At 72.9% G+C, this 11558-nt stretch carries 11 protein-coding genes; 2 read left to right on the top strand and 9 right to left on the bottom strand.

The features are described 5' to 3' along the window. Positions 1 to 176: 176 nt before the first annotated feature. From ligA to ACFTXQ_RS15465, 5 genes are all read right to left on the bottom strand, one after another. A complete protein-coding gene (gene ligA / locus ACFTXQ_RS15485) occupies positions 177 to 2378 on the bottom strand; it encodes an NAD-dependent DNA ligase LigA (protein ID WP_382640788.1) in 2202 nt (733 codons plus the stop codon). 30 nt (positions 2379 to 2408) lie between these two features. After that, complete coding sequence (locus ACFTXQ_RS15480; RefSeq protein WP_382640785.1) at positions 2409 to 3392, bottom strand: methionine synthase; 984 nt, start codon at positions 3390 to 3392, stop codon at positions 2409 to 2411. Further along, a complete protein-coding gene (locus ACFTXQ_RS15475) occupies positions 3389 to 4078 on the bottom strand; it encodes an SDR family oxidoreductase (protein ID WP_382640782.1) in 690 nt (229 codons plus the stop codon). The genes ACFTXQ_RS15480 and ACFTXQ_RS15475 overlap by 4 nt, the downstream gene beginning before the upstream one ends. Positions 4079 to 4109: 31 nt before the next feature. After that, positions 4110 to 4454: a DUF1330 domain-containing protein gene (locus ACFTXQ_RS15470; protein ID WP_382640779.1), complete on the bottom strand. Its 345-nt coding sequence runs from the start codon at positions 4452 to 4454 to the stop codon at positions 4110 to 4112. Positions 4455 to 4542: 88 nt separating this feature from the next. Beyond that, complete coding sequence (locus ACFTXQ_RS15465) at positions 4543 to 5592, bottom strand: GlxA family transcriptional regulator (protein WP_382640776.1); 1050 nt, start codon at positions 5590 to 5592, stop codon at positions 4543 to 4545. A gap of 99 nt (positions 5593 to 5691) precedes the next feature. On the opposite strand from ACFTXQ_RS15465, the gene ACFTXQ_RS15460 reads away from it, so the two are divergent. Then, positions 5692 to 6615 carry an NADP-dependent oxidoreductase gene (locus tag ACFTXQ_RS15460; protein WP_382640773.1) on the top strand — a complete coding sequence of 308 codons (924 nt, stop codon included), beginning with the start codon at positions 5692 to 5694 and terminating at the stop codon, positions 6613 to 6615. Positions 6616 to 6626: 11 nt separating this feature from the next. On the opposite strand, the gene mnmA is transcribed toward ACFTXQ_RS15460, so the two are convergent. After that, a complete protein-coding gene (gene mnmA / locus ACFTXQ_RS15455; protein ID WP_382640770.1) occupies positions 6627 to 7757 on the bottom strand; it encodes a tRNA 2-thiouridine(34) synthase MnmA in 1131 nt (376 codons plus the stop codon). A 69-nt stretch (positions 7758 to 7826) separates the two neighbouring features. Between mnmA and ACFTXQ_RS15450 the strand changes: the two genes are divergently transcribed. After that, entirely contained in the window at positions 7827 to 8492 is a 666-nt protein-coding gene (locus ACFTXQ_RS15450; protein WP_382640767.1) for an N-acetylmuramoyl-L-alanine amidase, read from the top strand. On the opposite strand, the gene ACFTXQ_RS15445 is transcribed toward ACFTXQ_RS15450, so the two are convergent. From ACFTXQ_RS15445 to ACFTXQ_RS15435, 3 genes are all read right to left on the bottom strand, one after another. Beyond that, complete coding sequence (locus ACFTXQ_RS15445) at positions 8485 to 9648, bottom strand: cysteine desulfurase family protein (protein WP_382640764.1); 1164 nt, start codon at positions 9646 to 9648, stop codon at positions 8485 to 8487. The two genes, ACFTXQ_RS15450 and ACFTXQ_RS15445, sit on opposite strands and share 8 nt — an antisense overlap. Before the next feature lie 142 nt (positions 9649 to 9790). Continuing rightward, positions 9791 to 10645 (bottom strand): thioesterase family protein, encoded by an 855-nt coding sequence (locus tag ACFTXQ_RS15440; RefSeq protein WP_382640762.1) that lies wholly within the window; start codon positions 10643 to 10645, stop codon positions 9791 to 9793. A gap of 42 nt (positions 10646 to 10687) precedes the next feature. Then, positions 10688 to 11344, bottom strand: coding sequence for a trimeric intracellular cation channel family protein (locus ACFTXQ_RS15435; RefSeq protein ID WP_382640759.1), 657 nt, complete (start codon positions 11342 to 11344; stop codon positions 10688 to 10690). Positions 11345 to 11558: the final 214 nt, after the last annotated feature.

The following is an 11558-nucleotide window of genomic DNA, read 5'->3' as shown; positions in this document are numbered from 1 at the left end:
GGACCAGGACCCCCCGGTCACCCATCCGATGATCCGACAGGTCACCGCCCTGCGACCAGCCTTGTACCGGCCGTTTACCACCGGTGGACGCGCCTGGCGTGCGCCCGCCCGTACGGCCGCACGCCACGCATCCGTTCGCCTTCGCTACTCCCCCGAGACGATTGCCTTCTGCCGTCCTACTGCTCTTCGCCCCCGCCGTCCACCGGAAGCGCGGCTTCCCGCGCCGCCTCCGGGCCCTGCTCCAGGAGTACCTCGAAACCGGCGTCGTCGAGGATGGAGAGCTTCAACTGCACGGCCTTGTCGTACTTGGAGCCCGGGTTGTCGCCGACCACGACGAACGAGGTCTTCTTCGACACGGAGCCGGTGACCTTGGCCCCGCGGCTCTGCAGCGCCTCCTTGGCGCCGTCCCGCGTGTGGCTCTGCAAAGTGCCGGTGACGACGACGGTCAGGCCCTCCAGCGGGCGCGGCCCCGCCTCCTCGGCGGAACCTTCCTCCTCCATCCGCACTCCGGCCGCACGCCACTTGCGCAGGATCTCCTGGTGCCAGTCGACGGCGAACCATTCCTTGAGGGAGGCCGCGATGATGGCGCCCACGCCGTCGGTGGCGGTCAGTTCCTCCTCGGTGGCCTGCTCGATGCGCTCGATCGACCGGAACTCGCGGGCGAGCGCCTCCGCGGCGACCGGGCCGACATGACGGATCGACAGGCCGTTGATGATGCGGGCGAGCGGGCGCTCCTTGGCGGCCGCGATGTTCTCCAGCATCGCCAGGGCGTTCTTCTTCGGCTCGCCCTTCTGGTTGGCGAAGACCGTGACGATCTTCTCCTCGCCCGTCTTCGGATCCCGCTTGGGCAGTCCGCTGTCCGGGTCGAGGACGTACGCCTTGATGGGCAGGAGCTGCTCGATGGTGAGGTCGAAGAGGTCGCCCTCGTCGAGCAGCGGCGGCTGGGCCGGCTCCAGCGGGCTGGTCAGCGCGGCCGCCGCCACCATGCCGAAGTTCTCGATGTCCAGGCTCTGCCGGCCGCCGAGGTAGAAGAGCCGCTCGCGCAGCTGCGCCGGGCAGGTCTGCCCGTTGGGACACCGGACGTCGATGTCCCCCTCCTTCATCGGGCGCAGTTCCGTCCCGCACTCGGGGCACTCGGACGGCATCACGAACTCCCGCTCGCTGCCGTCCCGCAGGTCCACCACCGGGCCGAGGATCTCGGGGATGACGTCGCCCGCCTTGCGCAGCACGACGGTGTCCCCGATGAGCACGCCCTTGGCCTTGACGACCTCCTGGTTGTGCAGGGTCGCGAACTCGACCTCCGAGCCCGCGACCGTCACCGGCTCGACCTGTGCGTACGGGGTCACCCGCCCCGTGCGGCCGACGCCGACCTTGATGTCGATCAGCTTGGTGTTGACCTCTTCGGGCGCGTACTTCCAGGCGATGGCCCAGCGCGGGGCGCGGGCGGTGGAGCCGAGGCGGCCCTGGAGGGCGATCTCGTCGAGCTTGACGACGACGCCGTCGATCTCGTGCTCCACGGAGTGGCGGTTCTCGCCGAACCAGGAGATGAACTCGCGCACCTCGGCGAGCGAGGAGAGCACCTTGTTGTGCCGGGCCGTGGGCAGACCCCATTCGCGCAGGAGTTCGTACGCCTGCGACTGGCGCTCGATCTCGAAGCCCTGGCGGGCGCCGATGCCGTGCACCACCATGTGCAGCGGTCGGGTGGCGGTGACCTTCGGGTCCTTCTGGCGCAGCGAACCGGCGGCCGCGTTGCGCGGGTTGGCGAAGGGCTTGCCCTCGGCCTCGACGAGCCGGGCGTTGAGCTCCTCGAACTTCTCCATCGGGAAGTAGACCTCGCCGCGGATCTCGACGAGGGCCGGGACCCGGTCGCCCTTGAGGCGGTCCGGGATCTCGGCGATGGTGCGGACATTGGGCGTGATGTCCTCGCCGGTGCGGCCGTCGCCGCGGGTGGCGGCGCGGGTGAGGCGGCCGTTCTCGTAGGTGAGGTTGACGGCGAGGCCGTCCACCTTCAGCTCACACAGGTAGTGGTAGTCGGCGGTGCCGGTGTCCCGGGCCACCCGCTCGGCCCAGGCCGCCAGCTCCTCCTCGTCGAAGGCGTTGTCGAGGGAGAGCATCCGCTCGCGGTGCTCGACGGAGGCGAAATCCGTCTCGTACGCCCCGGCCACCTTCTGGGTGGGCGAGTCGGGCGTACGGAGCTCCGGGTACTCCTCCTCCAGCGCCTCCAGCGAGCGCAGCAGCTTGTCGAACTCGGCGTCGCTGACGACCGGCTGGTCGTTCACGTAGTACCGGAAGCGGTGCTCCTCGACCTGCTCGGCCAGCAGCGCGTGCTGCTCACGCACCGCCGTCGGTACTGCCGTGTCCTGCTGTTCGGCTGCCATGCCGTGTCCTCCCGTGGCCCGTCTCGACCGTCACTCAGGGTTGTCGGCGAGCGACCTCGCCGCCCTGACGCAATGCGCCTGCACCGCGCGGGCGTAGGCGGGTGAAGCGCCCGCCAGACCGCACGAGGGGGTGACCACGACGGACTCCGCGAGGGTCCCCGGGGCCAGCCCCAGCCTGCGCCAAAGCTTCCTGACACCCATGACGCTACCGGCAGGGTCTGACAACGGGCCGTCGGTGCCCGGCACCACTCCGGCGAAGAGTTTCGTACCGCTTTCCACGGCCTCGCCGATGGCGTCGTCCTCGCGCTCGGTGAGCAGGGAGAAATCGAACGACACGCCCGCGGCGCCGGCTCGCCGCAGCAGCCCGAAGGGCACCTCGGGCGCGCAGGAGTGCACGATCACCTCGCCCTCGTGGACGGAGAACAGATCCCGCAGCGTCCCCTCGACGACCTGCCGGTCGACGGCCCGGTACGTCCGGTAGCCGCTCGCGGACCGCACCCGTCCGAGCAGCACCGCGGTCAGCGAGGGCTCGTCGAACTGGAGCACGATCTCGGCGCCGGGGATGCGCTTGCGCACGTCGGCCACGTGCCCGCGCAGCCCCTCGGCGAGCGATCCGGCCAGGTCGCGGCAGGCGCCCGCGTCCTGGAGCACGGCCTCGCCGCCGTGCAGTTCGAGGGCGGCGGCCAGGGTCCACGGGCCGACGGCCTGGACCTTCAGCTTCCCCTCGTACCCCTGGGTGAACTCCTCCAGGGCGTCCAGGTCCTCGCCGAGCCAGGAGCGGGCGCGCCTCGTGTCCCGGCCCGGGCGGTCGCTCACGCGCCAGCCGCTGGGCTCGACGTGCGCGTACATGTCGACGAGCAGGCCGAGGGAGCGGCCGATCATGTCCGCGCCGGGCCCGCGGGCGGGCAGCTCGGGGAGGTACGGGAACTCCTCGAAGGAACCGGTGGCGGTCTTGGCGGCCTCGCGGGCGTCGCCGCCGGGGAGCGATCCGACGCCGGTGGCGCTCGCGGTCATCGGCCGGGCCTGACGGTCAGGTCGTTGACCTCGGCGTCGCGGGGCAGGTCGACGGCCATGACGATGGTCGTCGCGACGGACTCGGGGTCGATCCAGTCGGAGGGGTCGTAGTCCTTGCCCTCCTGCGAGTGCACCTTGGCCTGCATGGGGCTGGCGGTGCGCCCGGGGTAGACGGAGGTGACCCTGATCCCGTTCCCCTTCTCCTCCGCGCGCAGGGAGTCGGCGAGGGCCTTGAGCCCGTGCTTGGAGGCGGCGTAGGCGCTCCAGTCGGCGTGGGCGGTGAGGCCGGCGCCGGAGTTCACGAAGACGACGGTCGCGCGCGAGGCCCGCAGGGTGGGGAGCAGCAGCCGGGTGACCTCGGCGGGGGCGATCAGGTTCACGTTGAGCTGCTGGTGCCAGGTCTTGGGCCGCAGCTCCCCGACCGGTCCGAGGTCCACGATCCCGGCGACGTGCAGCAGGGAGTCGATGCGCTCGGGGATCGCCTGCTTGGAGAACGCCCACGACAGCCGGTCGGGATCGGCGAGGTCTCCTACGAGCGCCCGCGCGCCGGGGTACCGCTCGACGAGCTGCTTGGCGCGCCCGGCGTCACGGGCCAGGAGGACGAGCTCGTCGCCGCGGGCGTGCAGCCGGCTGGCAACGGCGGCGCCGATGCCGGACCCGGCACCGGTGATCAGGTGAGTAGCCATACCGCCCATGCTCGCACCCCGCCGCCCGTGGTCAGAGCCCGGCGGCCTCGCGGAGGGATGCGGCCGTCTTTGTGGCGTCGTAGTCGGTCGGGACGCCTTCGACCAGGATGACCTCGCCCTGGATGTGGGCGGTGCGCAGGGGGAGGAGGGCCTGGTAGGCGGGTGAGTCGTACCAGGCGCGGGCGCGGTCGATGTCCGGGAAGCCGATGACGACGACCGTGCCGGGCCAGGGGCCCTCCTTGACCTCCACCTCCCGGCCGTGGACGAGGAAGCGGCCGCCGAAGGGGTCCATCGTGGACTGGATCTCCTCGATGTAGCGGAGGACGTCCTCGTTCATGGTGGCGGGGCGGATGTGGCCGATGGCGTACGCGGTCATGGTGGGCTCCCCCTTCAACCGGCCCGGCGGTTCGGGCTGTTGACCGGATTCTGGCAGGCGGCGGGGCGGCGGGCGATGACCTCCGGCGTCATGCCGGGGCCGGGGTCTCCTGCTGTGGCCGGAAGGTGCGGCGGTAGGCGATCGGGGAGACGCCGAGGGTGGTGCGCATGTGCTGGCGCAGGGAGCCCGCGGAACCGAAGCCCGAGCGGTGGGCGACGAGGTCGACCGGCAGGTCGCTGGACTCCAGCAAGTGGCGGGCGATCTCCAGGCGTTGGGTGGTGAGCCACTGGACCGGGGTCATGCCGACCTCGTCGCGGAAGCGGCGGGTGAAGGTGCGCAGGCTCATCCGGGCGTGGGCGGCGAGCTCCGCGAGGGCGATCGGCTCGGCGAGGCGCTCCAGGGCCCAGGCGCGGGTGGCGGTGGTGGTGGCGACGGTGGGTTCCGGGACCGGGCGGTCGATGTACTGGGCCTGCCCGCCGTCGCGCCACGGCGGGACGACGCACATGCGGGCCGCGCGGTTGGTGACGGCGGCTCCGTGGTCGCGGCGGATCAGGTGCAGGCACAGGTCGACGCCGGCGGAGACCCCGGCGGAGGTCAGGATGTCGCCGTCGTCGACGAAGAGGACGTCCTCGTCGAGGAGGACCCTCGGGTAGGCCCGACGGAATTCGGGGGCGAGGTTCCAGTGCGTCGTCGCGGGGCGCCCGTCGAGGAGGCCGGCGGCCGCGAGCACGTAGGAGCCGGTGCAGATCGAGACCAGGCGGGTGCCGGGCCGGATGCCGGCGATGGCCGCCGCCACCTCGGGCGGCAGCGGCCCGCCCAGGACCAGCTCGGGCATGGCGTGGGTGGGCGGGATGATCACGGTGTCGGCGGCGGCGAGGGCCTCGGGCCCGGCGGCGGGCTGGAGGCCGAACCCGGAGTCGCTCATCACCGGGCCGCCGTCGACGGTGCAGACGACGACCTCGTAGAGGGCCCGGCCGTCCTCGTCCACGGCGCTGCCGAAGACCCGGGAGGGGATCCCGAGCTCGAACGGCGGGAAGCCGGGCAGGGCGAGCACCGCGATCCGGTGCAGGTCGTGCGCGCCGCCCGCCCGGGCTGCCGTCGCACTTGCCGTCGTCCCTGCCGCACTCACTTCGGTCATGGCCAGATCCTGTCACATAGTGGCCATCCGGCCAATACCACGCCCGCCGCGCCCGGCCGATGCTGGAGGCACATCGAAACCGTTCGAGGAGAAGAAGAAATGCGTGCTGTGGTCGTGAACGAGTGGGGCGGCCCCGAGGTCCTGACCGAGACCGAGATCGAGCGGCCCGAGCCGGGCCTGAACGAGATCCTGGTGCGCGTCCACGCGGCCGGCGTGAACCCGGTCGACTGGAAGACGCGGGCGAGCGGCGCCCTGATCGCCTGGGGCGAGACCCCGATCGTGGGCTGGGACGTCTCCGGCACCGTCGAGGCGGTCGGCCCCGGCGTGACCCTGTACCGCGCGGGCGACGAGGTGTACGGGATGCCGCACTTCCCGCGCCAGGCGGGCGGCTACGCCGAGTACGTGGTGGGCCCGGCCCGGCACTTCGCCCGCAAGCCCGCCTCCCTCGACCACGTGCAGGCGGCCGCGCTGCCGCTGGCGGCGCTGACCGCCTGGCAGGCACTGGTGGACACGGCCGGGATCACCGCCGGGCAGCGGGTGCTGATCCACGCGGCGGCGGGCGGCGTCGGCCACCTCGCGGTGCAGATCGCCAAGGCGCACGGAGCGTACGTGATCGGCACGGCGAGCGAGGCCAAGCACGGCCTGCTGCGCGAGCTGGGGGCCGACGAGCTGATCGACTACCGGTCGGCGGACTTCGCCGAGATGGTGTCGGACGTGGACGTGGTGCTCGACTCCGTCGGCGGGGAGACCGGCGAACGCTCGCTGAAGGTCCTCAAGCCCGGCGGGCACCTGGTGACCCTGCCCTCCCCGGACGACGTACCGGCGGACGCGCAGGGCGTCCGCACCGGCTGGACGCTGGTCGAGCCCGACTTCCGGGGGCTGGTGCAGATCGCGGCCCTGGTGGAGGAGGGCAGGCTGCGCCCGGTCGTCGACACGGTCCTGCCGCTGGAGGAGGCCGCGAAGGCCCACGGCATCGGAGAGCGCGGCCGGACCACCGGCAAGATCGTCCTGACGGTGGCCTGAGCCGGAACCCGTCAGACGGCCGCGGTGGCCCGCGTCGTCGTCGCGATGGTGGCGGAGCCGACGACGCGGGTGCCGTCGTAGAGGACGATCGCCTGGCCGGGGGCCACACCGCGCACGGGCTTGGTGAAGGAGACGCGCAGCTCGCCGTCGACCAGCTCGGCGAAGACCTCGGTCTCGCCGCCGTGGGCGCGCAGCTGGGCGGTGTAGGTGCCCGGGGCGGCGGCCGTCGAACCGCACCAGCGGGGGCGGATCGCGGTGAGGGCGGTGACGTCGAGGGCCTCGACGGGGCCGACGGTGACGGTGTTGTTCACCGGCGAGATGTCGAGGACGTAGCGGGGCTTGCCGTCGGCGGCCGGGTGGCCGATGCGCAGGCCCTTGCGCTGGCCGATGGTGAAGCCGAAGGCGCCCTCGTGGGTGCCGATCTTCTCGCCGGACTCGTCGACGATATCGCCCTCGGCCTTGCCGAGGCGGTTCGCGAGGAAGCCCTGGGTGTCGCCGTCGGCGATGAAGCAGATGTCGTGGCTGTCGGGCTTCTTCGCGACGGCCAGGCCGCGCCGCTCGGCCTCGGCGCGGATCTCGTCCTTGGTGGTGAGGGTGTCGCCGAGCGGGAAGAGCGCGTGGGCGAGCTGCTTCTCGTCGAGGACGCCGAGGACGTACGACTGGTCCTTGGCCATGTCGGAGGCGCGGTGCAGCTCGCGGGTGCCGTCCTCGTTCAGGACGACGGTGGCGTAGTGGCCGGTGCAGACGGCGTCGAAGCCGAGGGCGAGGGCCTTGTCGAGCAGCGCCGCGAACTTGATCTTCTCGTTGCAGCGCAGGCAGGGGTTCGGGGTGCGCCCGGCCTCGTACTCGGAGATGAAGTCCTCGACGACGTCCTCGCGGAAGCGCTCGGCGAGGTCCCAGACGTAGAAGGGGATGCCGATGACGTCGGCGGCGCGGCGGGCGTCGCGGGAGTCCTCGATGGTGCAGCAGCCGCGCGCGCCGGTCCGGAAGGACTGCGGATTGGCGGAGAGCGCGAGGTGGACGCCGGTCACGTCGTGCCCGGCTTCGACCGCGCGGGCGGCGGCGACGGCGGAGTCCACGCCGCCGGACATGGCGGCCAGGACGCGAAGGGGGCGGGCGGTGCGCGGCAGGTTCTCAGTCATAGCGCCTTCCAGAGTACGGGGAACCGCGCGGGGTCACAGCGCGTTATCGGCTGTGGGGGGTGGATCACATTGGCGACCAAGGGGAACGGGGCGAAGAAGCCGCCGGGGAAGACGCGCAGGGCCGTGCTCTTCGGCGGGCTCGGCATCTTCACGGTGGCGGCGGTCGCCGGCCGGGACGAGATCCGCCGGGCCTGGTGGCTGGTGCCGGGGGTGGCCAAGCCGCGCAAGGAGGGCGAGCTCGACCACGCGGGCGCGAGCTGGACGGCGGCCTCGCCGGCGAACTGGCGGCTGGCGGACCGGCCGGACGACTACCGCGTGGACCGGATCGTCATCCATGTGACGCAGGGCGGCTTCGAGACCTCGGTGGACGCCTTCAAGAACCCGTGGCACAAGGCGTCGGCGCACTACATAGTCCGCCAGGACGGCCACATAGAGCAGATGGTGCGCGAGCTGGATGTGGCCTTCCACGCGGGGAGCCGCTCGATGAACGAGCGCAGCGTCGGCATCGAGCACGTGGGCTATGTGGACCGGCCGCAGGACTTCACGGACGCGATGTACGCGGCTTCGGCCCGGCTCGCGGCGGATGTCTGCCGGAGGTACGGCATACCCGTGGACCGCAGACACATCCTCGGGCACTCGGAGGTGCCGGGCGCCGACCACACGGATCCGGGCCGCCACTGGGACTGGAACCGGTACATCCGCCTGGTCGGCGAGGCGCTGGCCGCCGCTAGCTGAGGCCTGCCGTGCGGGCGCGTTCCACGGCCGGGCCGATGGCTGCGGACAGGGCTGCGATGTCCTCCTTGGTGGAGGTGTGGCCGAGGGAGAAGCGCAGGGTGCCGCGGGCCAGCTCGGGGTCGGTGCCGGCGGCCAGGAGGACGTGGCTGGGCTGGGCGACGCCGGCCGTGCAGGCGGAGCCGGTGGAGCACTCGATGCCCTGGGCGTCGAGCAGGAGGAGCAGGGAGTCGCCCTCGCAGCCGGGGAAGCTGAAGTGGGCGTTCGCCGGGAGCCGGTCGACGGGGTCTCCGCCGAGGACGGCGTCGGGCACGGCCGCGAGGACGGCGGCGACCAGCTCGTCGCGCAGGGCGCCGATCTCGGTGGCGAACTGCTCGCGCCGCTCGGCGGCGAGGGTGGCGGCCACCGCGAAGGCGGCGACGGCCGGGACGTCGAGGGTCCCGGAGCGGACGTGCCGCTCCTGGCCGCCGCCGTGCAGTACGGGGACGGGGGTCTGGTCGCGGCCCAGGAGCAGGGCGCCGATGCCGTACGGGCCGCCTACCTTGTGGCCGCTGACGGTCATGGCGGCGAGGCCGCTGTCGGCGAAGCCGACGTCGAGCTGGCCGAAGGCCTGGACGGCGTCGGAGTGGAGCGGGATGCCGTGTTCGGCGGCGATGGCGGCCAGCGCGTGGACCGGCATGACGGTGCCGATCTCGTTGTTGGCCCACATGACGGTGGCGAGCGCGACGTCGTCGGGGTTGCGCTCGACGGCCTCGCGGAAGGCTTCGGGGTGCACGCGGCCGTAGCGGTCCACGGGCAGGTACTCGACCTGGGCGCCCTCGTGCTCGGCGAGCCAGTGCACGGCGTCGAGCACGGCGTGGTGTTCGACGGGGCTCGTGAGGACGCGGGTGCGGGCGGGGTCGGCGTCGCGGCGGGCCCAGTAGAGGCCCTTGACGGCGAGGTTGTCGGCCTCCGTGCCGCCGGCGGTGAAGACCACCTCGCTCGGGCGGGCGCCGATCGCCTCGGCGAAGGCCTCGCGGGCCTCCTCGACGGTACGGCGGGCGCGGCGGCCGGCGGCGTGGAGGGAGGATGCGTTTCCCGTGGCGGCGAACTGCGCGGTCATCGCCGCGGCGGCCTCCGGAAGCATCGGGGTGGTGGCGGCGTGGTCGAGGTAGGCCATGATCCCCCGATTCTACGAGGCCCCGCGGGGGTCGTCCGCCGCCGTTCCGCTCCGCGGGGGTCGCGGGGTGAGGCCCCGGGCCGCGCCCGGGCCCCTGGGGCTCCGCCCCGGACCCCGCGCCTCGAACGCCGGCGGGGCTGGATTACGCGCGCGGGGCGCGGGCCAGTTGGCGCGACTGGGCCACCAGGTGGTCGGCGGAGTCCCAGACTTCGGCGTCCTCCTCGAGGAAGCCGCCGGCCAGGTTGCGGGTGGTGATCGAGATGCGGAGGGGGCCGGGGGCCGGGCGGCGGCGGATGTGGGTGGTGAGCTCCACCGTCGGGGTCCAGCCGAGCAGGCCCAGGTCGAAGGAGGTCGGCGGGAGGGCGTCCACGGCGAGGAGCATGGAGAGCGGGTCGGCGTCGCGGCCGTCGGCCAGCTCGAACCAGGCCCGCATCTCGCCCTTGCCCGAGGGGGCGCCGACGGCCCAGCCCGCCGTCGCCGGGTCCAGTCGCAGCCGGAGCCGGTCGACGATCGCGGAGCTGCCGGGGATCGGGGCCGGGCCGGCCTCCGGGCCGAGGCAGTCCCCGTAGGCGGGCATGACCGGCGGGAGCGCCGTGGTGCGGACGTCGTCCGGGAGCGAGGAGAGGTCGCCGAAGGAGGCGAGGACGCGGATGCGCTCGACCTCGGCGCCGTTCTCGTCGTACTGGAACAGCGAGGCCTGGCCGGTGGAGAGGGTGCGGCCGACGCGGGCGACCTGGGTGCGGATCACGGCGGGGCCCGGCACCGAGGAGGTCAGGTAGTGGGCCGACACGGAGAAGGGGTCCGGGTGCGGGAGGGCCGCCGACAGGGCCCGGCCGACCAGGGCCAGCAGGTAGCCGCCGTTGACGGCGGTGATGATCGTCCACCCTGCGGAGAGTTCCGTGTCGTACACCCCGGGCTCGTCCGCGCGCGCGGTGATGGTGGTGTCGCGGTCGAACTCGCTGTCGCCGATGGATGCCTGGGCAGCTGCGTGTGACATGTGACGACGGTACACCCGGCGGCTACTAAGCGGTAGCTTTTTCTACGGCTCTTCGGCCACCGAGGAGCGTCGGTTCCAGGCCAGTGGGGCCCGCCAGTGGTAGCGCATGGCGAGCAGGCGCAGCACGAAGGTGGTGACGATCGCCACGGCGGTGGTGAAGCCGTTGAGGACGTCGAGGCCGATGAAGACGGCGACCATCGAGGCGCCGACGACGGCGGGGACCGCGTACATCTCGCGGTCGCGGAGCAGCGACGGCACCTCGTTGACCAGCACGTCGCGCAGGACGCCGCCGCCGACGGCGGTGGCCAGGCCGAGCGCCGCGGAGGCGGTGAGGCCGAGGCCGTACTCGTACGCCTTGGTCGTGCCCGTCACGCAGAACAGGCCGAGGCCGGCCGCGTCGAAGACGTTGATGGCGCGGTTGATGCGCTGGACCTCGGGGTGCAGGAAGAAGACGATCGCGGCCGCGATGAGGGGGGTCAGGAAGAAGCTGAGCTCGCCGAAGGCGGCCGGGGGGACGGCGCCGATGACGAGGTCGCGGAAGAGGCCGCCGCCGAGGGCGGTGACGAGGGCGAGGACGGCGATGCCGAAGACGTCGAAGTTCTTGCGGACGGCGAGGAGGGCGCCCGCGGTGGCGAAGACGAAGATGCCGGCGAGGTCCAGGGCATGCTGGATCCCGGGCGGGAAGAGATCGTGGAGCACCGGGCCATTGTCGCCTGCCGCGCCGCTGCCCTTGGCCTCCCGGCCGGGGTGCCCTTTTTCGTGTGCGGCGCCGCTGCCGGGGCTCCGCCCCGGACCCCGCGCCTCAAACGCCGGCGGGGCTGGAGATGTGCGGCGCCGCTGCCGGGGGCTCCGCCCCCGTACCCCCGCGCCTCAAACGCCGGCGGGGCTGGATTTGGGCCGGGCATGCCGACGG

The sequence above is a fragment of the Streptomyces sp. NPDC057010 genome (assembly GCF_042673805.1).
GTDB lineage: Bacteria > Actinomycetota > Actinomycetes > Streptomycetales > Streptomycetaceae > Streptomyces.
Note: the sequence above shows the minus strand (reverse complement) of the source record. Positions and strands in the feature narration are given on the sequence as shown.

What these genes read in the sequence shown, in the direction of transcription:
- ACFTXQ_RS15445 (WP_382640764.1), bottom strand. Translation starts at nt 9,648, where the DNA reads ATGGCCTACCTCGACCACGCCGCCACCACCCCGATGCTTCCGGAGGCC.
- ACFTXQ_RS15440 (WP_382640762.1), bottom strand. Translation starts at nt 10,645, where the DNA reads ATGTCACACGCAGCTGCCCAGGCATCCATCGGCGACAGCGAGTTCGAC.
- ACFTXQ_RS15460 (WP_382640773.1), top strand. Translation starts at nt 5,692, where the DNA reads ATGCGTGCTGTGGTCGTGAACGAGTGGGGCGGCCCCGAGGTCCTGACC.
- mnmA (WP_382640770.1), bottom strand. Translation starts at nt 7,757, where the DNA reads ATGACTGAGAACCTGCCGCGCACCGCCCGCCCCCTTCGCGTCCTGGCC.
- ACFTXQ_RS15465 (WP_382640776.1), bottom strand. Translation starts at nt 5,592, where the DNA reads ATGACCGAAGTGAGTGCGGCAGGGACGACGGCAAGTGCGACGGCAGCC.
- ACFTXQ_RS15470 (WP_382640779.1), bottom strand. Translation starts at nt 4,454, where the DNA reads ATGACCGCGTACGCCATCGGCCACATCCGCCCCGCCACCATGAACGAG.
- ACFTXQ_RS15480 (WP_382640785.1), bottom strand. Translation starts at nt 3,392, where the DNA reads ATGACCGCGAGCGCCACCGGCGTCGGATCGCTCCCCGGCGGCGACGCC.
- ACFTXQ_RS15475 (WP_382640782.1), bottom strand. Translation starts at nt 4,078, where the DNA reads ATGGCTACTCACCTGATCACCGGTGCCGGGTCCGGCATCGGCGCCGCC.
- ligA (WP_382640788.1), bottom strand. Translation starts at nt 2,378, where the DNA reads ATGGCAGCCGAACAGCAGGACACGGCAGTACCGACGGCGGTGCGTGAG.